The organism is Acinetobacter sp. YT-02, assembly GCF_002412355.1.
In the GTDB taxonomy this organism is placed as follows: domain Bacteria; phylum Pseudomonadota; class Gammaproteobacteria; order Pseudomonadales; family Moraxellaceae; genus Acinetobacter; species Acinetobacter towneri.
This window is the reverse complement of sequence record NZ_NOZT01000010.1, coordinates 1-23,237: the sequence shown is the minus strand read 5'-3', so window position 1 is coordinate 23,237 and position 23,237 is coordinate 1. Positions and strand designations below refer to the sequence as shown.

Sequence of the window (23,237 nt, the reverse complement as noted above, 5' to 3'; positions counted from 1 at the left end):
GCACCAAAAGGCACTTCAACTTAATTGTAACCATCCTGAATGCCCCTAACCCAAAAGTTAAGTTCATCTTTGCGATGCTTTATCTCTGAATGATGGTGTACCCATAACTGTGTATAGGTACACCTTTCCCCAAGCTGGAATCCCGCTTATTCAGGTAGTTTAAAGTCAGTTACAGATTCACGTAATGATTCTGCCATGTTGGCCAACTCAGATACCGAACGTGCAGTATCGAAAGTTGCACTGGTCGTTTGCGAGGTAATTTCCTGTACAACGTTCATCGTGGTTGCAATGTGACCTGCAGAAGCAGACTGAAGTTTTGCAGCGTCCGAAATGTTAGAAATCAATTTCGCAAGGTTGGTTGATACCGTTTGAATTTCATCCAGTGCAACACCCGCATCCTTAGATAAGTTCGCACCACGTACAACTTCCGATGTGGTTTGTTCCATCGAAATTACGGCTTCGTTGGTATCAGTCTGAATGGTTTTAACCAGTGTTTCAATCTGTTTAGTTGCAGATGCTGAACGTTCCGCTAGACGCTGTACCTCGTCGGCTACGACTGCGAAACCACGACCTGCTTCACCCGCCATAGACGCCTGAATTGCTGCGTTTAATGCCAAAATGTTAGTTTGGTCGGCAATATCGTTAATCAAGGCAACGATGTTACCAATCTCTTGTGAAGATTCACCCAAACGCTTAATACGCTTAGAGGTTTCTTGAATCTGCTCACGAATGATATCCATACCTTCAATTGAACGGTTTACAACGTCTGCACCATTCGATGCAATATGTACTGAACGTTCTGCTACCGCTGCTGATTCTTCAGCGTTGGCAGATACTTGGTCAATTGACATTGCCATTTCGTTAATTGCGGCAGATGCACCTGCAATTTCTTGCGCCTGATGCTCAGATGCTTCAGCAAGCTGGTTGGTAATGTTCTGTGTGGTTGCCGTATATTGTGCAACTTCGTGCGATGTTTCGTGAATACGCGATACAAGGTCACGTAATTGGTCAATTGCGAAGTTAATCGAGTCGGCAATGGCACCCGTGAAGTCTTCCGATACTGTTGCGTATGAACGTAAGTCACCATCTGCAAGGTCGGCAATCTCATCGAGTAACCGTAAAATCGCGTTCTGGTTACGGTCATATTCATCTTGTAGACGAACCACGCGAGCTTTATCGACTTCACCACGTAAGCTTAAGAGTTTGAATACACAGAATAAGAACGCAAGTAATGCTACAATTAAGCCAATTGCAGGAATTGCAATAGACCAACCTGAACTGCCAGACAATTTATTTAAATTGGTTAAAAGTTTATCTGACTGATCGAAAATAGAAGATGATGCCTGACGTACTTTTACAATTTGCGTCGAGTTACTTAAAACCGTTGCAGCAGCAGATTTCAATACATCTTCATATTCTGCTTGAATGCCTTCTAATGAACTACGTAAATCTTCTTGAGTAATACGTTGTACACCTAGTTCTGCACTACCATTTAACTGCGCTGCCAAATAAGCACCAAAAGTTTCGGTATCGGCACTAAAGTCATCTGCAGATTCACGTGAACTATCTGTACCTGTTAATACAGAACTGATTGAACGTAAAATACGTTCTGCAATGAATACTTGGTTCTTTGCAATGACCACCTGGCTACTTGGCATGTCTTGACGTGCCATTTGATCAACCATCAAGTTATATTCAGCCTGAATACCCGGAATGGTTTCAGCAATTGCAATGTTGGTGTCATAGAGTTGGTTAATGATTTTTTGTTGTGAAGCAATCAAATCAATATTTTCAGAAACCGATTTCCACTGTGTTTCTACTTCACGCAAGGTATCCGTATTTGGGTGAATATCTTTCACTGTTTCTAAGTTTGCAGCAAAGGCTTTTTGTGAATCTGTTAAGTTTTTAATAGATTCAGGCGTACCTGATGCAGTCGCTTCAGTTGCTTGACGTGAAATGGTTTGTGACAACAGACGTAAATCACCCAAACTACGGGTAAAATCGTTATTACGCGGCACGCTATAAAAAAGGTATAACAACAGGAAAAGCGATAAGATGATACAAAAAGCTGCGCCTAAAATAAGTGGCTTAGATTTTTCTGTTTCGCCAAATACACTCGCAAACTCTTCTGTTCGCGCCTGTAATTTTGCAAAAAAACCTGGACCACTTGCTTTACGGACAGTTTCTTCGCCTGAATTTTTCTTTTTAAGTTTAAAGCCCATGCAGCTTCTCCCCGATTGACGCCTTCATTTTTTAGGTGCGCGATAGTTAATTTATAAATTTTATAGATGCGTTCATGTATTTTGGGTTTTGCAATAAACGACTAAATAAGAAAACATGCCATTGTTGGTTATATTGGTGAAAATAGCCCTGACAATATTCTTGTAAATTACTATCTAAATCATTGTGTTTAGAAAAGAAACTTTTCTTATTAAAGTGCTGTATACCCAAAACTTGATCTACAACTAAACCGACATAATGGTCATTATGACTAATACACATTACTTTTTGAGTAGGTGAATATTGGCTGCTTTGCCCAGAAACATAATGTGCCAAATCTGAAACTGAAAGTAATCTTCCGCGAATATTCGCTAGACCTACTACCCAAGGTTGGGTATTTGGTACGGGCGTATATTTCGGTGGATAAATAACCTCAGAAACTTCTCCTAATGGAGCAACGAAATATTGCCCCATCATCTCAAAAGCAATGCCTGACCAGCGGTTTACCTCATTTTCGGTACTAACGTAGTTTTTGTTTCCACGTTTAGATAACCGAAGTAATTCAATAAAACCATTTGCAGCCATAGTTTATCCTGCATTAAGGTGTTGATTAATCACATCAATTAATTGTTTTTCATCAACAGGCTTAGTTAAATAATCGCTCGCACCTTGGCGTTTCCCCCAAACACGATCGGTTGCCTGATCTTTGGTACTCACAATTACAATTGGAATGTGTTTAGTGGTATCACCACGCGAAATTTGACGTGTTGCCTGAAAGCCATTCACGCCTGGCATAACCACATCCATTAATACTAAATCTGGTAATTCAGCTTGCGCCATGGTCACGCCATCTGCACCATTCGCTGCTTCAATGACTTCAAAACCATGCTTGGTCAAGATTTCTCTGAAGCGGAATGTTTCTGTAGGTGAATCATCTACAATAAGAATACGAGCCATTATTTTCCCCAATAAATCTAACTAACTAATAATTATGCTGTCACGTGGTTACGAATGGCGTTTAATAATTCATCTTTACTAAATGGTTTAGTCAGATACTCATCAGAACCTACTACACGTCCTTTGGCTTGGTCAAATAAACCATCTTTACTTGATAGCATAATGACAGGAATGTTTTGGTAGTTTTGCGAGTTTTTAATTAAGGCACACGTTTGGTAACCATCTAGGCGTGGCATCATAATATCTACGAATACGATATCTGGATTTGATTCGGCAATTTTGGATAAAGCTTCAAATCCATCAACTGCGGTAACCACTTCACAACCTTCACGCTGTAGAAGTGTTTCAGCTGTACGGCGAATGGTTTTTGAATCATCAATCACCATGACTTTTAGATTTTGGAATTTATCGTCCATTCAATGACCCTTCCCATTTTTGTTTGTACAAGCAACTGAGTAGAAAAATTTTACACATTGATCGTATTTTTAACATATCTTTACTTGTAGTTTCAATGAACATATTTAGTGTAAAGCTACACTTTTACACCATTATCACCAAACCGCTCACACTTTCGTGTGACCATTGATATTTTTTTATCGGTTGTATTTTTTTAATTCCTAATTTTGATCTAATATAACACTATATTACGTTTAATTTAAGTAATTTAGTCAACTTTATTGTGGGGGACAACGTGAGCACTTTTTTTGCAAAATCACTCGCTGTAAAATTAAAACAAAATAAGCAGTCACTCAAATTGGGCATGCTTGCGTTACTGCTATTGCCCTCTGCCCCACTCATGGCTGACAGCCAGAACAAAGCGGTGTGGTATCGCTATTATGATCAACATGGCGTTGCAAATATTAGTAGTAATGTGACACCTAATCATATTCGTCATGGCTATGAAGCATTAGACCGTAACATGCAAGTGATTCAGCGCGCACGTCCATACAACACTGAAATGGATATTAAAAAAGCCCCACAACGTGCTGCTCAAGCGTATCAAATGGAATCTGATCAGCGTTTAAAAAAAGCCTATACCAATAGTCAAACCGCAATCACTAAACGTAATAACGCTTTAGCGCATATTAAAAAGCAAATTATTTTCCAACAAGAACAACTCAAACAGCTGCAAAATGACCGTATTACTTTTAAACGTCAAGAAATGGAGTATTTACGCAAGGTCAAACCTGTGCCTGCACAACTAAAAACCAATTTGGACAATAACTTAAAAAACATCGAGCTTAAAAAAGATATGATTCAATCTTTACAAACAAGCTATCGAAATACACAAGCAGAATACGACAGAATTATTACTCGCTTAAAAGCACTTGAATAGTTGATTTGAATTACCTTGTCATTTTGGCAATCAATAAGGACAAATATGCATGCACATTGCACAGCGTATCGCCGTTAGGTTTCATCGGCAGTATTTACCTATTTTTCGTATTGGTACTATCGGATTATGTATTTTACTGAGTGCCTGCCAAAAACCAGAAACTGAAAATAAAACAATAGTATCAGAAAAAATTGAACTTATTCAGCAAGATTTAGTGTCACCCCAACAAGGCAGTGCCATTAGTAAAACTGCCTTTACAGGCACAGTACGTGCAGTCAATCAAAGCAGTATTCAAGCACAGGTGACTGCCACAGCAACTTCAGTCTATGTCAAAGTGGGCGATAGCGTACAACGTGGTCAAACCTTGCTACGCTTGAATAATCAGGATAATGCTGCGCGTTTGGCTCAAGCTCGTGCCAATTTAGCTGCAACGCAAGCTCAAGCCAACCAAACCCGAAACATGATGCAACGAAAAAAACGATTGCTCGATCAGGGTTTTATTTCGCAAGTAGAATATGAGCAAAGTCAGCTAGATTACCGTGCACAAATGGAAAATGTACGCGCCCAACAAGCCAATGTTGATATCGCTTTAAAAGCCGATCAAGATGGCACAATTACCAGCCCTATTCATGGTGTCATTACACAACGTCAGGTTGAGCCTGGGCAAACTGTGGCTGCAGGACAAACCTTATTTGAAATCGTCGATCCGAACCAATTAGAAATTCAAGCAAAATTACCAAGCGAATTACAAGCCGCACTCAAAATTGGTCAAAAAATTGAATATCAACTTCAAGGCCAAGCAAACATATTTAATGCACAAATTAGCCGTGTTTCTCCTGTTGCAGATTTAGCCAGTCGTCAAATTGAGTTTTTCGCGACCCCGCTTGAGCGTCTTCCTTCTTTAAGTATTGGGGCATTTGTGGATGGTTATATTTTAGCGAAAAGCACCATTTCAGGGCAGATCATTCCACTCAATACCATTCACGATATCCAAAACAAACCTTATGTTTGGGTGATTCGAGATCGTAAAATTGCCCGTGTCGATATTACAGTTTTAGAACAACGCTACAGTGATAATACGGCTGTAATTCAAGGTTTACAGAACAATGATCTAGTGAGTCGAGTGGTGTTCAACCCCGATCAAATTCAGCAGCAGGTGATCATTCAAAATAACCCTCAATAAATTGAATTTCATCTCAATGCAGTAGTGCAGATGTCCAATAAATAAAAAATCAGGATCGTTGTTATGTGGTTTACCCGAGTTAGCGTCAAGTATCCCGTTTTTACCATCATGATGATGTTTTGTCTAATGGTGCTTGGCTTGGCTTCATGGCAACGTATGGGCGTGGAAGAATTTCCTGACGTCGATTTTCCATTTGTAGTGGTTTATACCAGTTATCCGGGTGCATCACCTGAAACAGTTGAATCTGAAATCACCAAGAAAATGGAAGATCAGATCAACACCATTTCTGGACTCAAACAACTGGTTTCACAATCCAGTGAAGGGTTATCTACTATTATTGCCGAGTTTAATTTAGATGTTCCTTCGGCAGTGGCGGCACAAGATGTACGCGATAAAATTTCGTCTGTCAGTGCAGGCTTTCGAGATGAAATTCAAGACCCTGTGGTGGAGCGCTACGACCCAACTGCCAATGCAGTCATGTCGATTGTGTTTGAATCCTCACAAATGTCTTTGCGTGATTTAAGTTCCTATTTAGATCAACAAGTTGTACCGCAACTGCGCACTGTGTCTGGTGTCGGAACTGTTAATTTATTGGGTGATGCACAGCGACAAATTCGGATTGAGGTAGATCCACAAAAGTTAATGAGTTTTGGCTTAGGTGTAGATCAGGTCATCAACACGCTCAAAGCTGAAAATATTGAAGTACCTGGCGGCACACTCAAACAAGCCAATAGTGAATTGGTGGTCGAAATCCAATCCAAAGTCATTCATCCTCTGGCTTTTGGCGATTTAATTATTGCCAATAAAAATGGTGCGCCCATCTTTTTAAAACAAGTTGCCACAATTCAAGACAGTCAGGCAGAGCTGGAAACCAGTGCATTTTTAAATGGGCAAACTGCGGTTGCTGTCGATATCTTGCGTAGTTCAGACTCTAATGTTATTGAAGTGGTTGATAACACCTACAAAACCTTAGAACGTATTCAGACCCAACTACCTGTAGGCATGACTGCAAAGGTCGTGGTGGATTCTTCTAAAGGGATTCGTGGCAGTATCCGTGATGTAGCGCGCACCATTATTGAGGGTGCGATTCTGGCAGTCCTGATTGTACTGTTGTTTCTTGGTTCATTCCGTTCTACCGCCATTACAGGATTGACCCTGCCAATCGCCCTACTCGGCACACTCACCTTTATTTGGGCATTTGGCTTTACCATCAACATGATGACCTTACTGGCGCTCTCGCTCAGTATTGGCTTATTGATTGATGATGCAATTGTGGTACGTGAAAATATCGTGCGTCATGCAGATATGGGTAAAGACCATGTCACGGCTGCTTTGGATGGTACTAAAGAAATTGGCTTAGCAGTTTTAGCAACCACCTTAACCATTGTGGCGGTATTTTTACCTGTGGCATTTATGGGCGGCATTATCGGACGCTTTTTTTATCAATTTGGTGTCACCGTCAGTACTGCCGTGCTGATTTCCATGTTTGTCAGTTTTACGCTGGATCCAATGCTTTCTGCACACTGGGCAGAAAAACCAAATCCCAATAAAAAACCTGGACGGGTAAAACGCTTCTTAAACTGGATTTCTAACAAACTCGACAATTTAAGTCATCATTATGAAAAACTTTTAAAATTAGCACTACGATTTCGCGTTATTACCTTATTGATTGCAGTGGGCTCATTATTTGCAGCACTCGGATTATCCAAACTGATTGGTACGGAGTTTGTACCTGTACCCGACAAAGGTGAAATTCGGATTAAATTTGAAACACCTGTAGATGCCTCGCTTGAATATTCACAAGCAAAATTAAAACAAGTAGATCAAATCATCCGTCAACACCCTGAAGTACGTGCGACTTACGGAGCCATTAACAGCGTAACAGATCGCGGGAAAAATCATGTTAATTTGCGTGTAACTGTCAGCCCACGTAATGAACGTCAACAAACGCTAACCGAACTCAATAACGAATTTCGCCAGCGTCTACAAAGTGTTGCGGGCATCACCATCACCTCTGTCGCCTCTGCCGACGAAACAGTTTCAGGGGGGCAAAAACCTGTGATGGTGTCCATTAAAGGTCCAGATTTAGCAGAATTACAAAAAATCTCTGACCGCTTTATGACAGAAATTGCTCAGGTGGATGGTATTGTCGATTTAGAAAGCTCGCTAAAAGCTCCTAAACCTACATTAGGTGTTTATATTAACCGTGTCCTTGCTAGTGATTTGGGGCTATCGGTGAATCAAATTGCCAATATTATCCGCCCACTCATTGCGGGGGATGATGTCACCACTTGGCAAGATGAACGTGGTGAAACCTACGATGTCAATGTTCGACTTACAGAAAACCATCGTAGCTTGCCGAGCGATGTGCAAAATATGTATTTAACTTCAAAAAAAACTGATGCCAATGGACAAAATATTTTAGTGCCTTTGGCAAGTGTGGCGAAGTTTGAGGAAAGTTTAGGTGCAGCACAAATTAACCGTCGTGATTTAGCCCGTGAAGTTTTGGTCGAAGCCAATACTGCTGGACGTCCTGCAGGTGACATTGGTGTCGACATTCAAAAAATTCAGGATAACTTTAAATTACCCGCAGGTTATGGCTTCGACACTCAAGGCGCCAATGCTGACATGGCTGAATCTGCAGGTTATGCGCTGACTGCAATTACCCTATCTATTGTGTTTATTTATATCGTTTTAGGTTCACAATTCAACAGTTTCATTCACCCTGCAGCGATTATGGCTTCTCTGCCTTTATCGCTGATTGGGGTATTCTTGGCACTGTTTATTTTTAACTCGACCATGAACCTGTTTTCTATTATCGGTATTATTATGCTGATGGGGTTGGTCACCAAAAATGCGATTTTACTGATTGATTTTATTAAAAAATCCATGGATCAGGGCGAGTCACGTTATGATGCAATTATTGCTGCAGGGAAAACCCGTTTACGCCCTATTTTAATGACCACCAGTGCAATGGTGATGGGGATGGTGCCACTCGCACTTGGCTTGGGTGAAGGCGGCGAACAAAGTGCGCCTATGGCACATGCAGTCATTGGCGGTGTAATTACATCTACCCTACTCACCTTGGTGGTCGTACCTGTCATTTTCACTTATTTAGACGATTTTAAGAATTTTATGTTACGCCAAACACGTAAACTCATTTCTTAAAATCTCACGTAAAATCACACAATCGCTCGGGCTAAATTTTAACACAAGTTTAGCCCGATTTTTATTGTATAATCTGGCTTTGAAAAAAATCCATTTAACGCTTCATTTTTTAGGACAGTTTCCATGCGCGCGAGTCGCTTTTTATTTGCTACGTTAAGAGAAACCCCAAACGATGCCGAGGTGATTTCTCACCAGCTGATGTTACGTGCGGGTATGATTCGTAAATTGGCTTCAGGTTTATATACTTGGCTGCCAATGGGTGTACGTGTGCTAAATAAAGTTGAAGCCATTGTTCGTGAAGAAATGAACCGCGCAGGTGCTTTAGAAACATTTATGCCTGTCACGCAACCTGCTTCACTTTGGGAAGAATCAGGGCGTTATGTGCAATATGGTCCTGAGTTACTGCGCTTTAAAGACCGCCACGACAATCCTTTTGTACTTGGTCCAACACATGAAGAAGTCATTACTGATTTGGCACGTAATGAATTAAAAAGCTATAAGCAATTGCCAATCAACTTCTATCAAATTCAAACTAAATTCCGTGACGAAATTCGACCACGTTTTGGGGTAATGCGTTCACGTGAGTTTATTATGAAAGATGCTTATTCTTTCCATACCAATCAAGCCTCCCTACAAGAAACCTATGATGTCATGTACGACACATACTGCAGAATTTTCTCACGCTTAGGTTTAGACTTCCGCCCAGTACAAGCAGATACAGGTTCTATTGGTGGTTCTGGTTCACATGAATTCCACGTTCTGGCTTCAAGTGGTGAAGATGATATTGCCTTCTCTACAGAATCTGATTATGCAGCCAATATTGAAATGGCTGAAGCCATTTTGGTGGGTGAACGTGCTGCTGCAACGCAAGAACTCAACATTGTAGAGACACCAAACCAAAAAACCATTGCGGAAGTTTCTGCATTTTTAGGCACAAATAGCAACCAGTCAGTCAAAGCGCTCTTGGTTCAAGGTGTTGCAGATGAATCAGGGCAAATACCTGTGATTGCATTATTCCTGCGTGGTGATCATGAACTCAACGAAATTAAAGCAGAAAAGCATCCACAAATTGCTGCACCACTTACTTTTGCAACCGATGCACAAATTGCAGCGTTAGGTTTAACTGCTGGCTTTGTTGGTCCACAAGGTTTGGTCGAAAAAGGCATAACTGTGATTGTAGACCGTGCTGCATCGGTATTGTCTGACTTCGTTGCAGGTGCAAACCAAGTTGATCAACACGCAACAGGTGTAAACTGGGAGCGCGATGCACAATATACTGAAGTTTATGATTTACGTAATGTCGTTGAGGGCGATCCATCTCCAGATGGTAAAGGTACCTTACAAATTAAACGCGGCATTGAGGTTGGTCATATTTTCCAGCTTGGCACTAAGTATTCAGAAGCTTTGGGCTGTAAAGTTCTTGGTGAAGATGGCAAGCCGTTTACCGTAACTATGGGATGTTATGGTATTGGTGTTACCCGTGTAGTTGCCTCTGCTATTGAACAAAACTTTGATGATAAAGGCATCATTTGGCCTGCAGCAATTGCGCCATTTGAAATTGCGATTGTGCCAATGAACGCACACAAATCACCACGTACATTAGAAGCAGCAGAAGCACTGTATGCAGAATTGCAAGCTGCGGGTTATGATGTATTACTGGATGATCGTAATGAACGTCCTGGGGTGAAATTCTCTGACCTTGAGCTTACAGGTATTCCGCACCGTATTGTGATTGGTGAGAAAGGTTTAGATGCAGGTACTTTTGAATATAAAGGTCGTCGTGATGCTGAATCTAGCAACCTAACGAAAGAAGAATTACTCATCAAAATTGCCAAATAAGATTGAACACTGAGTATAAAAAATCCCGCACAAGTTGCGGGATTTTTTTCATTTGGGATTAACAGAATTTCATACCGCCATAACAGTTAGGGGTAACATTTTGGTTTTGTAAAACCTGATTATTAAGTGTTAATCTGGCCGGTTGACCCGTGTAATATCCTGTGTAACTACCAACATCGATATTCATTTTACGCTCGATTGGTGTACCAGCCAATGAACCTAATGCTTCTAACAAACTTACATCTACATTATGCTTATCTTGCATTAACTCAGAAGTTAATGCTTTTGCGACCTGTGGTAGTACTGCAGAAACATCTACCAAATCCGCAGTTGCCAAATAACCTAATTGCACTGGTTCCTTAAACGACATCCACCAACCTTGTTGTGCAATATCTTTTTCATCTGCACCCATCCACTGCACTGGCTTGCTTTGTAAAGATAAATATCCACCTGTTCCTGTCAGAGGAATATTGTGAATCATATTTAGGGCTTGGACAAAAGTAATATCCATATTCAAATTTTCTAATGTAGAACCCTTACTCATTTTAAAGAATGAGTGATCACCAACAGAACCAAACAATAAAGGAGGAAATGTGACATATAACTGGTCTTTTGAAAAGTCAGGTGTTCCATTTACATCACCAGTATATGTCCCAGACTCTGTTGCCGCTAGCGGAATAGAAGCTAATGTTGAACGGATACCCGTAACTATAGCGGACTCCATACGCTGACCAGTCACTACTGTTTCAGGCATCGTAAAATCAGCTCGCATCGATGGAACGGTAATCCCAGTATGTCCTTCTGCGCCAGGTTTACTTGTATAGACACGATCCTGCCCCAACGCAGTCAGTATCCCACTAATTTTTTGGTCAGAGGCATTACCAAATTTAGCTTCTTTAGTAAATGAATGCCCTTGCGTTTGTGCCATTTTCATATAACCACTGAAACTTTTAATCCCGTCATTTGGGTTTTGCACGTTATCTGTACCCAAAGTCAGTAGACCTAAAATTTCTTCAGCACCTAAGCGAAAACCAACCACTTCACGTGTTGACGCACTATTTCCACTAATCGCAAATTCAATAAATGGATTGGTAATTTGCGCACTAGTACCCGCACGTTCACCATTAAACTTTGGGCTACCTGTTGAATCATAGGATTCATTCAAGCCACTTAACGAAATATTAGAAATATCAATATCACATCCCGCTTTACTACCAATCGCATTATTTACACCACCACAACCCAATTGTAGCGTTTTAATGTTGGCATTGAGCTCCATGAGTGCATCAACACTCAGCTTATAAAAGTTGAGCCCTTGCGATTGATCTGTCGCAGTCATCAGATTCAAAAGTGCCTGACCTTGTACATGAGATAACTGATCATCATTTAAAGCCTGCATCGCTTGAGCAGAATTGAATGAAAAAGCTGTACTTAAAATAGATGCAACTAAAATTGTTTTTTTCATTTTATTTCTATCCTTTAGCGTGGCGTAATGCCCAATGTGCTGCGCATGGTTCCACCTGTAAGCACGACAGATGCGATTTTCTGCATATTGCCATTGGTAGACATTGCAAAGTCTGTTTTAAAGGGTTGAGCAATATCATTTTTATAATTAAATTTAACTTGATTGTCTAAAGTGACCGTATCTGCACTGACAACAACTTTTCCTTTAACACCTAAATGACCTTCCATTCGATTCAAGTTTATTGAAGAAGTTTGAACAGTTTCATTATTCACTTGATCTTCATTAATCAAACTAAAATAACTACCTAAATTCTTCGGATCAGCCTGTTCTGTGCTATCTAGACTTCTAAACTTAAAGTTCGCATCAAAAGACAAAAAGTTTGAGTTCGGATTAGTATCGGTTGGATCCATTCCAGGAATTACCAACAATTCACCATTGCCATCTAATTTAAAAGCAATTGTCGTCAACACATCATCTTTCTTAGAGAAATTATCGTAAGGTACAAAGCCACCGCATTTAGTTGATCCTGTGACGCAGTTGTATTTCGAACCTGGTAATTGTCCAATCGCTAACTCTGCTTTTGCTGCAACTAATAAATGATCTGCACGAATATAAATCCCTTCATCTTCATAACCAATCACACCGTCGGACTGAATTAATGCATCAATATTTCTTAAACCAGCATAATAGTTGACAGCTTCACCAGCATGCAGGCTGTCTTGCCCGTCAATTAAGATAATAGAAGTGGTACTTGGTAAGCCTGTTTTTGAATCAATGCCATAACCTTCGGTAGAAACAATAGCGTTATAACCAATTCCAGTTTTGTTCGTTCCATCATAAGGTGACAGATATTGTTTACCCGACAAGGCCACATTGGCATTTAAATTATAAATTGGAATCCCAATACCCCAAGAACCACCATCTCCTGTCAATTCATTTAAAGAGTTGTCAGAAATAATTCTAGCTTTGGCTGCAATAGACTGAAAGTCCATACCACGAACAGCGATCAGTGAGAACTGGTCACCTTCAAGCTTACTCGATAGCAACTGGTTTAAAATAGGACTGGTTGCACCAATGGTATTTTTAATATTTTCATTGACTAAAAAATTGAGGTTTTTCGCTTGTACGGTATTAATATAAATATCGCCAAAATCAATATAAGCATTTTTATTGTGCAAAGCACCTTGTGCATCACGTGTGGTTAGCGGTCTTAAATTTGAAAACTCAACCGCATAACTGCCTTTTCCTGTGTGCCCAATTTCTAAGGTTGTTGGTAATTGCCCTGCAGCCAAGCCTGCCGTATTTTGATTGGTAAAATCAGCCGATAGGCCCAAATGCAAACCACCTTGCCCCACCACAGTATCGTAGCCTGTAACTGCGGTATTTTTAGTTTCAATTACACCATTGACCTTATTCGAAACGTCAAAATTGGCAACATTTTTTTGATGCCCATTAAAAAACAATTTCGCATTGCTTACCGCACCTGATGCACCAAAGCGAATTAAATTTTTATCATCATAACGCAAGTCAATATTGACCCCAGGGTTAGTTGCATTTTGTCGGCTACTAGCAACATCACTCAGGTCTTTCACTCGTCCAAGATTCACAAAATGGTCGGTGGTGCCATTTTTAGTGGTAAAGACCAATCCCTCATCGGCATCAATGTACATATAGCCGTCAGTCGCAAAATTAAAGTTAAAATCATGCATAGATAATTCATGCTTACCTAAACCATGACTAATTTTGGCATTCTGTAACTGGAAGTTTAAATGTGCCGTTTCATTTTGATTGAATAAACCTGCTTTGGTTTCTAATAAAACTTTTAAAGGTGATTTAGTTTCTAAGCCGAACTGACCCAAGCTTTGTGTTTCTTTAGTACAACTATTTCCGACACAGTTTTTTTTGACCAAGTTTAAATCTGCAGTCGATTGAAAAGCATCAATACTCGCATCGATACGCACACCTGCGCCAACATCAGTTTTCCCCACATCTAAAGCAAGCTTACTGATAATAGGCTGGTTATTCTGTCCTTTAATTTCTACATTATGTAAGCCTAAACCCTGTTGAGTTCCAGCCACTAAATCAGGATCATACCAATTGACTTGATTAATCGTGGCTTTAGACATTTCATGGGTGATTACAATACCATCTTGCCCACTTACATCAGACAAATGCTGGTCTGCAATCAGCTCTAAAGCATACACTTGTTGCGCACAAAGTACGCTCAATGTTAATAAATTCAACTGCATTATTTTTTTCATTGTTATTTCCCTATACTGTACTTAATCCTATATTCAACAACGACTTGCTGCTGAACCTGTACAGTTGTAGCTAAATATTTTCACATTGCCAGACATGTGCATATTGCCGTGAATATTTAAGCCCATAAATCCTTTTTCAGCGCCCTGATCAAACAAAGGTACATCTTGCTGAACTAAGTTATAACTACCATCTTGTTGATAATTTCTTCCTTGAAATTTGGTATATACCTCTGAATTTGCATAACCTTCATTTGCTCCCTGCCCTGTACCTGTTTCGATCGCCATGGTTGCAAAACCCAAATTTCTTATTTTTAATGGCTTATCATCATAAAACTTAAGCTGCATTGCCGTTTGTGGGTCATTTTTATGATTAATAATAGTCGTGCCATCTAAAGAAAATTTATCTATTTGTATGGTGCCCTGAATTTGTTTAAATACCAGCCATTTTTTATTGCCGTTATTATCTTCATGGTTATTGGGTGCAATGGCTAAACGACAAAGCACATTATTGTCAGCACAATTTTTACTATAGCGATAATAAACTTCTGTAGGTTTAGTCCCACCATTAAATTTAGAAATATTGCTGAGTTCTAAATTTTCGGCATATTCATGGTTTAACGATAACGTCCAACTGAGGTCTGCTCCACCTTGACCAGTAGCCTGCGTTAATTCATGATTTTCCAGTGCAATTAAATTGGCATGGGTCAAAGGACTACACATCAATGCAATACAAGACAGTTTTTTCAACATGATGATTCTCCTTTTATAGACCTGTTGTTTTAAATTTAAGGTGCTGAATCAGCACACCATCTATTGCAACTGAACCTAGATTCTTAGCAGTACCATCTACACCCTTAAATACAACACCTGTGGCATCCGTATGATCTTTGGCACGCAACATATTATTTGGCAAGCGTTCTACAGTACCAATTGCAATACTACTATGCGTCGCATTACGTCCTTGATACATCGCAGCACTGTCATTGACATTGGCTTTTAGCGGTGTGCCACAACTCACCACATTACAGGTAGAACCTGTAAATGCTGTAGAACCTAAATACCCACCCTTTCCATCTTCATAATTTTGATAAATTTTATTGTAAATTTCAGGAACATTCGGAATACGTGTTACTTCTAGCACAATATTATTGCCCTCAGAACCAACCACAAAAGGCTGATACATATTCCCTAAAACTAAATTGATATTCGGACTGTATAAATACAAACCCTCTGTATCATGAAAAACTGGTGCCAATGAACCATCTATTGCTGGTGTGACCGCCGTTCCATCCAAAGTATCTGATTTCGCTGCTGTACTAATGCGGATCCCTTTACTGTCTAAGTTTGAATCTGTGAAACTTAAATTCGCAGGATTATCATTGGTATTTAAACGCAATACACTTGCCATACCCAAGGTTTGATGATGATTTGGGTTATCCGAGTCTAAAGTCTGAAATACTCGGGTCTGTGAACCATTTAGACTTAAACCATTAGCAACAAACTGAGTACGTAAACGGTGCTCTTTATCTAAACCCGATTTTGGTGCTCCAGTGCTCGGATCAACCTCTGCGCTTGAGTTCAACTGACGTGAAAAAATATCAGTCCAAAAGCCCAGTTTAATATTATTATCACTTTCAGTTGGCGTAGTAGTTGCGAGTGGTGCCTCTAGTGCTAAATAACCAACATCTTTTTCTACATTTTTAAATTGTTTAACTTTTTCTGTGCCTGCACGGAATAACCATGGGTTATCTGCTGAACCCCAGTTAAAGCCTTGATTGCTATAACGACTGCTTAATGAGTTATCACTTTTAGATAAGGCTAAACCATAAATAAAGACATCTGCTTTGGTTCTTAATGATTGCACAGGAGAACCCGATGCAGCAATTGCCGCTGCCTGTTCAGCCGATTGTATAATTTGAGCATAAATTTCTGCCACAGCAGACTTGGCTGTATCTTCTGCAAGTTGACTCGCATTATATTTAGCCCGAATATCAGCCGATGCTGTTTCTTTAGTTATTTCAGCCTGTATTAATGTGGCTACTTGTGAACCAACTTGGTCTGCTCGAGTGAAGTTGCTAAGCCCTTTATAAAAATCAGAATTCAATAAATCATTATTAGCTTCTGCCGACCGACTCCCATATAAAAGATCAAGCATTTCATAAGTGTTTGTAATAGCATATTCTTTTGCTTTCTTTTCATACTCTAAAACGCCAGTTGGATCCTCGCTAACTGGTCGTGTGGTATATGCAGTAGTTCCATCTTTTTTTAAACTCTTTCCAATCCCCCAAGTCCCATCCCTATAGTCTGCAAGACGTTGATTGTAATAATACTTGAGTGTCTCATTATTAAAAAAACCTTCACGAACATCAAATGTAAATGTTTCTGTTTTCGCTTCAACATCTTTTTCAATATTTTTAGTATATTCTTGATACAGAGTTGAATATTGACTTGTATAGGTTTGTTCATAAGTTGAACGGTAAGTTTCGTTATATTTATGTGCTGCCTTACCTTCTAAAACACTTTGATTATAAGTATTGTTATAAACCGTATGGTATGCACTTTCTGCCAACTGCGCATAATTCTCCCCCGTCGGGATAATACGAATAAAGCCCGTATCATATTGACTTGGGTTTTCTAGCCCACGTGTATAGCTCGACCCTGTTGATAGGTCATTCGGTTGCTGAAACACCATTTTGAAATCATCAAGGACTAAAGCAACCCCTTCGCCTGTGGTATTTGACAAAGAGTCATCGGAGAGTGCTTGTAAAGCATAACTCGGGTTCGTCAAAAATAAGCCTATCGCAGTGGCTAAGCAACGCTTACGAAAAGGGAAAGTAATTGCGTGTTCAGTCATCTCGACCTTCCTTTTATCTGATGCTCCGCATCTTTCTTTTATTTATCTATAGCTTGGCTATTTATTTGAGTGTTTTTATCCTTAAAAACGTGATTATGCCAAAGCATTCTCATATTTAATTATGCTGAATATTTATGCAAATGCAAAACAAACTGGCTAAACAGCACAGCTTTCCGATGAATGAAAAAAAGCGAGCACATTGGCTCGCTTGTTCAACAGAAAAATTGTGATGGGTTAATCACTTATGCTTTAGGCAAGGTCACGCCTGTCTGCCCTTGATATTTACCACCACGGTCTTTGTACGAGGTTTCACAAACTTCATCTGATTCAAAGAACAACATTTGTGCCACACCTTCGCCTGCATAAATACGTGCAGGTAAGTTCGTGGTATTGGAAAACTCTAAAGTTACATGACCTTCCCACTCAGGCTCAAGTGGCGTGACATTCACAATAATACCGCAACGCGCATAGGTCGATTTACCTAAACACACGGTTAATACATTGCGTGGAATACGGAAATATTCAACCGTACGTGCTAAAGCAAACGAGTTTGGCGGAATGATGCACACATCAGATTCAATATCGATAAAACTTTTTTCATCAAAGTTTTTTGGATCGACAATTGCGGAGTGAACATTGGTAAAAACTTTAAATTCACGTGCACAACGTACATCATAACCGTAGCTTGAAACTCCATAAGAGATGAGTTTTTCGCCATTTTCATCAAAACGAACTTGGTTTTCTGCATACGGTTCAATCATGCCGTGTTTTTCGCTCATTTCGCGAATCCAACGATCAGACTTAATTGCCATTTATTTTCTATCCAAAATATGAATGTTTAACTGTGCTGTACTTTAACTGAAATCTAAGTTAATGAAAACCAGCCGTTTCCCTCACATCGCTTTTTTAAGTGCAATGATTAGGGGCTGTTGACAATTCGTCTATGTTTGCGACAACGCATATTTTTTAGCTGATATAAGGCATGGGACAGGAAATTTAGTCATTCTAAATGACTGGCACATAACGCAATAGCAGCAAAAAATATGCTTGTCCCCTTGCGCAGCAAACAAAGCAATGCTTTGTTCTCGCTCATGTGGCTAAAACTTTCTCAGATTGCGTTATGAAACTTGGCAATAGTCTCGCTATTCCCTGCGTTTCATGCCTGATCTGCTCAGTTTTAGCCTACAGCGCAAGCCATTTATGAAATGTCAACAGACCCTATTTCCAGTAGATACAACTTTTAGATACAACGTTGGCTTTATAGACTCAACAAAGCCGAATAACTTAAAGGAATTGAAAAGCTCAGCAACACAATAGAAGCTGTTTTTTGTAGATTGCACTGATTGAGCCAGCTAATTTTATTTTTAGCGAGCACCGAACCAATAAATGTCCAGAAAAAAGCAATCGGCACGATTAAACATAAAAATGCCAACATGTGTGCCACATAATAGTCTGCTTTTACCCATGCAATCGTTGGGAAAATTGCAGAGGCGAACAACAATGCTTTAGGATTCAGTAAAGTCGCTAAAAATAGCTCACTCGCACGGATCGTAGGTTGATTAAAGCTTTGCTCGACTTTAGCCGTGCGCCATAATTTAATCGCCAAGAAAATAATATAGCTTGCACTGAATAATTTTAGAATGGTGGGCAACAACGGGAGATGAGTAGACACCGTACCAATTAAGGCGCCCCAAAGTGTAATAGAAATCAAATAACCCAATGCTTCTGCTGGAATTAATCGGAAAGATTTGCGGATACCAACCTGAATACCCGATGATGCAAGCAAGGTATTGGTTGGCCCTGGTGTCAATAAAATTGTGATCACCAAACCGATAAAAAACCATGAAATCATGCATTGACCTCACTACTGAATGAGCGCAGATTAAAATAGTTCATTGCAATTGGCAAAAAGTATTTTGTAAGACAAATTTTTGATCAGTTCAATATTTTAAATTTATTATTTTCATTCAATTACTTATATAAAAAATACTTTTTAATTGAATGGTAACTTATAAGTCATTTTTTCTTAACCTTTTTAGGATATTTAGAGATTAAACACCATTAAATCAGATGCTTGTGTATTTTTTAATCAAAGAAAAATAGCTCACCGAAGTGAGCCAAATTTTCAAAATATTGTGACTTAGCTTTTAAAGATGAATCACTCAAAATTTGAAGAACAACAACTGAATGACGAAAACCGCGATCATTCCAAGCTGAGATCCCTCACTAGAAAATACGATTCTGATCTTTTTCAGCTTTAGGCAGTTTTTTTGCAATTTGCTTGGCAATCGCAATGTAACTATCGGCAGCATCATCGCCTGCAATCACTGACGGCGTGCCTGCATCCACATTTTCACGAATACTGACATTCAATGGTAAACGTCCAAGCAACGGAATGTCATATTGTTCTGCCAGTTTATCGCCACCACCTTGACCAAAAATTTGTTCTTCGTAGCCGCAGTTTGAGCAGATATGCGTCGACATATTCTCAATTACGCCCATCACAGGAATTTGCACACGATTAAACAGCTCGATGCCTTTCACAGCATCCATTAAGGCAACATTTTGTGGTGTAGTCACAATCACCGCTCCCGTTACAGGAATACGCTGTGCAAGGGTCAGTTGAATATCCCCCGTTCCTGGTGGCATATCAATCATCAACACATCTAAATCTGGCCATAAGGTTTGATTAAAGAGCTGCATTAATGCACCTGTGGCTTTTGGTCCACGCCACGCTACAGGTGTATTGTGGTCACCTGTTAAATGTCCGATGGATAACACAGGCATCCCAAAAGCATCCAACGGTACAAACTGCTCGGCTTCAATCATAGGAGTTTTGCCAGCATTGCCGAGCATGGTCGGAATACTTGGACCATAAATATCAGCATCTAATACGCCAACTTTTAAGCCTAGCTTTTGTAATGCCAAAGCCAAATTTACAGTAGTGGTAGATTTTCCAACCCCGCCTTTGCCCGAAGATACCAAAATTACGTTTTGAATACGCGGATGTTTCGGCACATCGCGCTGTTGTGGCGCAGCTTTTTGAATCGGTGGATTATTCGGATCGGCTTCTTGCATTGAACTTTGACCTGCAGCATCGACTACTGGCGGTAAATGAGATGCTACGGTCTGTGTGGTCGATGTTGAGCAGCTTTCACCTTCAGCATGTTGATGCCCACAACTTTCTTTTTTCTGTCCCGTTTTCTGCTGAATCACATGCATATTCAGTTCTTTAATGCCGCATTTTTCTAAAGCATCTGCCAGTTCATCATGAATTTGTTGTAAATGTTGTTTTTCTTCAGGATAAGTATTGATGGTGATTTGCAGAATATCACCTTGCACATTCACTTGAGAAATACGATCTTTTAAGGCATGTTCAGATTCAGGCAAGACATAACTTTGTAGTACGTGCTGAATAGCTTCCTCATTCACCGTATGCGAAGGTGAAAAAACTGATTTAAGTGAAGAAAGCCAAGACATAGATTTACTCCAAAGTTTGGAAATACCGCGATTTTGATAGTGTAACGATAATTCAGTATAAGGTTAAGTCGTGCTTTCACCGAAATACTTAATTCTGAGTGTATTGCTTGGTTTTTGATATGATTTATCGTCAAATGCAGACCAACTCCTTGTTTAGATATTGTATTTAGCCTTCTAGGCGGATTTGAAAAGAATTCATGGAATCCCTTGTGCATCTATGTGCTATCTAAGGTAAAATTGCCCGAATTGCATCGTCCCTATTTGAGAGAGTTATATCCGTGCGTCAAATTTTAGTCACTAACGCCCTACCATACGCCAATGGTCCGATCCATATGGGTCACTTACTCGGTTATATCCAGGCAGATATCTGGGTTCGCGCCATGCGTGCAATGGGACATGACGTGACTTATGTCTGTGCGGATGATGCGCATGGTACAGCAATCATGCTGCGTGCCGAAGCCAATGGAATTAGCCCTGAACAGCAAATTGCCAATGTGCAACAAGAACACATTCGTGATTTTGACGGTTTTGGCGTGCATTTTGATCATTATGATTCAACGCATAGCGACACCAACCGCGCACGTGCCAGTGAAATTTATGTCAAAAATCGAGATGCAGGCAATATTGCCGTGCGTCCTGTTACGCAATTATTTGACCCTGAAAAAGGCATGTTCTTATCAGATCGTTTTATTAAAGGCACTTGCCCAAAATGTAAAGCGGAAGATCAATATGGCGATTCTTGCGAAGTTTGCGGCACAACCTATAATGCGACTGAGCTGATTAATCCAAAATCGACTTTGAGCGGCGCAACACCTGTAGAAAAATCATCAGATCATTACTTCTTTAAATTGCCTAATTTTGGTGAATATTTACAAAAATGGACGCGCGATGAAGGTCGTTTGCCAGTTTCAATTGCCAACAAATTGGATGAATGGTTTGAAAACGGTTTAAATGACTGGGATATTTCACGTGATGCACCATATTTTGGTTTTGAAATTCCAGATGCACCAAATAAATATTTTTATGTCTGGGTTGATGCGCCAATTGGTTATATGTCGAGTTTTGAAAACTACGTAAAAAACAAACGCCCCGACCTGAATTTTGACGATTATTGGAAAAAAGATTCAGACAAAGAAGTCTATCACTTCATTGGTAAAGACATCGTCTATTTCCACGCTTTATTCTGGCCTGCGATGTTAGATGGTGCGGGTTATCGCACACCTACAGGTTTATTTGTAAATGGCTTCTTGACTGTAAATGGTCAAAAAATGTCAAAATCTCGCGGCACATTCATTAAGGCAGAAACGTATTTACAGCATTTAAACCCTGAATATTTACGCTATTACTTTGCCTCAAAACTGTCTGACAAAGTTGAAGACTCTGACTTAAATCTGGATGATTTTGTGCAGAAAGTAAACTCTGACCTTGTAGGTAAAGTGGTGAATATTGCCAGCCGTTGTGCCAAATTCATCAACACCAAATTTGATAACAAATTAAGTGCGAGCTGTGTAGAACCTGAGTTGGTACAAAGCTTTATTGCTGCAGGCGACTCAATTGCCCAAGCATACGAAGCGCGTGAATTTTCTACTGCTATTCGTGAAATTATGGCATTGGCCGATAAAGCGAACCAATATATTGATCAGAAAAAGCCTTGGGCTTTAGCCAAAATTGAAGGTGAAGAACAGCAAGTTCATGACGTATGTTCTGTGGGGATTAACCTGTTCCGTCAATTGGCGATTTATCTTGCGCCTGTACTACCAACCTTGGCTGAACAAGTTCAAGCCTTCTTACAGTTAGATAGCTTTAACTTTGAATCACGTAAAACTGTTTTAGTCGGTCATGAAATTGCGTTGTTCCAACCACTCATGCAACGTGTTGATCCGAAAGCGGTAGCTGCAATGGTAGATGCATCTAAAGATTCTTTAGCCGCACCTGCTGAAGCACCAAAAACGGAAAAGAAAAAAGAAAAAGCCAAAGAGAAAAAAGCAGAACCTAAAGTCGGTGAAGCGGAAATTATCACCATTGATGACTTTGTCAAAATTGATTTACGTGTTGCAGAAGTTCTTGAAGTGGCTACGGTTGAAGGTTCTGACAAGCTCCTTCAATTGACTTTAAATGTTGGTGAAGCCGAGCCACGTAACGTGTTTAGCGGTATTCGTGAGTTCTACCAACCTGAAGACTTAAAAGGCAAATTGGTGGTAATGGTGGCGAACCTTGCACCACGTAAAATGCGTTTTGGTATTTCTAATGGGATGGTACTCGCTGCGGGTAATGGTGACGGCGTTTGGGTGGTTTCACCTGAAAGTGGTGCGAAACCGGGTGATAAAGTGTCTTAATTTTTAGACACTGATAAAAAGCCCTGCTATATTTTAGTGGGGTTTTTTTATAGTGAACCGTACTGGGTTTGTCGGAGACTTTTTTATTTAAGTTAGGCCACCTGACCTAACGGGTTAATCTTATCATAGTACATTGCT

General features: G+C 39.9%; 16 protein-coding genes. 5 read left to right on the top strand and 11 right to left on the bottom strand.

Translation table 11 applies throughout. The features are described 5' to 3' along the window. Positions 1-146: 146 nt before the first annotated feature. From CF596_RS05420 to pilG, 4 genes are read right to left on the bottom strand one after another with little or no spacing between them, the layout of a single operon-like run. Positions 147-2,222 (bottom strand): methyl-accepting chemotaxis protein, encoded by a 2,076-nt coding sequence (locus tag CF596_RS05420; protein WP_096901463.1) that lies wholly within the window; start codon positions 2,220-2,222, stop codon positions 147-149. A 46-nt stretch (positions 2,223-2,268) separates the two neighbouring features. Further along, positions 2,269-2,805, bottom strand: coding sequence for a chemotaxis protein CheW (locus CF596_RS05415; protein ID WP_096901462.1), 537 nt, complete (start codon positions 2,803-2,805; stop codon positions 2,269-2,271). 3 nt (positions 2,806-2,808) lie between these two features. Continuing rightward, on the bottom strand, positions 2,809-3,177 hold the full coding sequence (locus CF596_RS05410) for a response regulator (protein ID WP_004975526.1): 369 nt from the start codon (positions 3,175-3,177) through the stop codon (positions 2,809-2,811). 32 nt (positions 3,178-3,209) lie between these two features. After that, the gene (gene pilG, locus CF596_RS05405) at positions 3,210-3,593 is read right to left on the bottom strand and encodes a twitching motility response regulator PilG (RefSeq protein ID WP_004975524.1); all 384 of its coding nucleotides are present in this window, start codon (positions 3,591-3,593) and stop codon (positions 3,210-3,212) included. Between the two features lie 275 nt (positions 3,594-3,868). Here pilG and CF596_RS05400 point away from each other — a divergent pair, with 275 nt between their 5' ends. From CF596_RS05400 to CF596_RS05385, 4 genes are all read left to right on the top strand, one after another. Beyond that, positions 3,869-4,513, top strand: coding sequence for a hypothetical protein (locus tag CF596_RS05400; protein WP_096901461.1), 645 nt, complete (start codon positions 3,869-3,871; stop codon positions 4,511-4,513). A gap of 49 nt (positions 4,514-4,562) precedes the next feature. Continuing rightward, the gene (locus CF596_RS05395; protein WP_096901460.1) at positions 4,563-5,696 is read left to right on the top strand and encodes an efflux RND transporter periplasmic adaptor subunit; all 1,134 of its coding nucleotides are present in this window, start codon (positions 4,563-4,565) and stop codon (positions 5,694-5,696) included. Positions 5,697-5,759: 63 nt separating this feature from the next. Beyond that, positions 5,760-8,864, top strand: a complete 3,105-nt coding sequence (locus tag CF596_RS05390; protein ID WP_096901459.1) for an efflux RND transporter permease subunit — start codon at positions 5,760-5,762, stop codon at positions 8,862-8,864. A 123-nt stretch (positions 8,865-8,987) separates the two neighbouring features. Next, a complete protein-coding gene (locus CF596_RS05385) occupies positions 8,988-10,703 on the top strand; it encodes a proline--tRNA ligase (RefSeq protein WP_096901458.1) in 1,716 nt (571 codons plus the stop codon). 58 nt (positions 10,704-10,761) lie between these two features. Here CF596_RS05385 and CF596_RS05380 read toward each other — a convergent pair whose 3' ends face one another. The 7 genes from CF596_RS05380 to apbC all read right to left on the bottom strand — a co-directional run bounded on the left by CF596_RS05380 (position 10,762) and on the right by apbC (position 20,763). Further along, positions 10,762-12,168 (bottom strand): hypothetical protein, encoded by a 1,407-nt coding sequence (locus tag CF596_RS05380; protein ID WP_096901457.1) that lies wholly within the window; start codon positions 12,166-12,168, stop codon positions 10,762-10,764. Between the two features lie 14 nt (positions 12,169-12,182). Then, positions 12,183-14,429 (bottom strand): DUF6160 family protein, encoded by a 2,247-nt coding sequence (locus CF596_RS05375; RefSeq protein ID WP_096901456.1) that lies wholly within the window; start codon positions 14,427-14,429, stop codon positions 12,183-12,185. Positions 14,430-14,462: 33 nt separating this feature from the next. Then, a complete protein-coding gene (locus CF596_RS05370) occupies positions 14,463-15,179 on the bottom strand; it encodes a hypothetical protein (RefSeq protein ID WP_004975509.1) in 717 nt (238 codons plus the stop codon). A 13-nt stretch (positions 15,180-15,192) separates the two neighbouring features. Then, the gene (locus tag CF596_RS05365; RefSeq protein WP_096901455.1) at positions 15,193-17,283 is read right to left on the bottom strand and encodes a hypothetical protein; all 2,091 of its coding nucleotides are present in this window, start codon (positions 17,281-17,283) and stop codon (positions 15,193-15,195) included. A 242-nt stretch (positions 17,284-17,525) separates the two neighbouring features. Further along, the gene (gene dcd, locus CF596_RS05360) at positions 17,526-18,095 is read right to left on the bottom strand and encodes a dCTP deaminase (protein ID WP_004975507.1); all 570 of its coding nucleotides are present in this window, start codon (positions 18,093-18,095) and stop codon (positions 17,526-17,528) included. Positions 18,096-18,541: 446 nt separating this feature from the next. Continuing rightward, positions 18,542-19,135, bottom strand: a complete 594-nt coding sequence (locus CF596_RS05355; RefSeq protein ID WP_070152620.1) for a LysE family translocator — start codon at positions 19,133-19,135, stop codon at positions 18,542-18,544. Positions 19,136-19,509: 374 nt separating this feature from the next. Beyond that, positions 19,510-20,763 (bottom strand): iron-sulfur cluster carrier protein ApbC, encoded by a 1,254-nt coding sequence (apbC, locus tag CF596_RS05350; RefSeq protein WP_096901454.1) that lies wholly within the window; start codon positions 20,761-20,763, stop codon positions 19,510-19,512. A 278-nt stretch (positions 20,764-21,041) separates the two neighbouring features. Here apbC and metG point away from each other — a divergent pair, with 278 nt between their 5' ends. Then, a complete protein-coding gene (gene metG / locus CF596_RS05345) occupies positions 21,042-23,099 on the top strand; it encodes a methionine--tRNA ligase (protein WP_096901453.1) in 2,058 nt (685 codons plus the stop codon). The last annotated feature ends 138 nt before the right edge of the window (positions 23,100-23,237 follow it).

What these genes read in the sequence shown, in the direction of transcription:
- CF596_RS05385 (WP_096901458.1), top strand. Translation starts at nt 8,988, where the DNA reads ATGCGCGCGAGTCGCTTTTTATTTGCTACGTTAAGAGAAACCCCAAAC.
- dcd (WP_004975507.1), bottom strand. Translation starts at nt 18,095, where the DNA reads ATGGCAATTAAGTCTGATCGTTGGATTCGCGAAATGAGCGAAAAACAC.
- CF596_RS05415 (WP_096901462.1), bottom strand. Translation starts at nt 2,805, where the DNA reads ATGGCTGCAAATGGTTTTATTGAATTACTTCGGTTATCTAAACGTGGA.
- CF596_RS05375 (WP_096901456.1), bottom strand. Translation starts at nt 14,429, where the DNA reads ATGAAAAAAATAATGCAGTTGAATTTATTAACATTGAGCGTACTTTGT.
- CF596_RS05380 (WP_096901457.1), bottom strand. Translation starts at nt 12,168, where the DNA reads ATGAAAAAAACAATTTTAGTTGCATCTATTTTAAGTACAGCTTTTTCA.
- CF596_RS05370 (WP_004975509.1), bottom strand. Translation starts at nt 15,179, where the DNA reads ATGTTGAAAAAACTGTCTTGTATTGCATTGATGTGTAGTCCTTTGACC.
- CF596_RS05395 (WP_096901460.1), top strand. Translation starts at nt 4,563, where the DNA reads ATGCACATTGCACAGCGTATCGCCGTTAGGTTTCATCGGCAGTATTTA.
- pilG (WP_004975524.1), bottom strand. Translation starts at nt 3,593, where the DNA reads ATGGACGATAAATTCCAAAATCTAAAAGTCATGGTGATTGATGATTCA.
- CF596_RS05410 (WP_004975526.1), bottom strand. Translation starts at nt 3,177, where the DNA reads ATGGCTCGTATTCTTATTGTAGATGATTCACCTACAGAAACATTCCGC.
- CF596_RS05355 (WP_070152620.1), bottom strand. Translation starts at nt 19,135, where the DNA reads ATGATTTCATGGTTTTTTATCGGTTTGGTGATCACAATTTTATTGACA.
- CF596_RS05390 (WP_096901459.1), top strand. Translation starts at nt 5,760, where the DNA reads ATGTGGTTTACCCGAGTTAGCGTCAAGTATCCCGTTTTTACCATCATG.
- apbC (WP_096901454.1), bottom strand. Translation starts at nt 20,763, where the DNA reads ATGTCTTGGCTTTCTTCACTTAAATCAGTTTTTTCACCTTCGCATACG.
- CF596_RS05420 (WP_096901463.1), bottom strand. Translation starts at nt 2,222, where the DNA reads ATGGGCTTTAAACTTAAAAAGAAAAATTCAGGCGAAGAAACTGTCCGT.
- CF596_RS05365 (WP_096901455.1), bottom strand. Translation starts at nt 17,283, where the DNA reads ATGACTGAACACGCAATTACTTTCCCTTTTCGTAAGCGTTGCTTAGCC.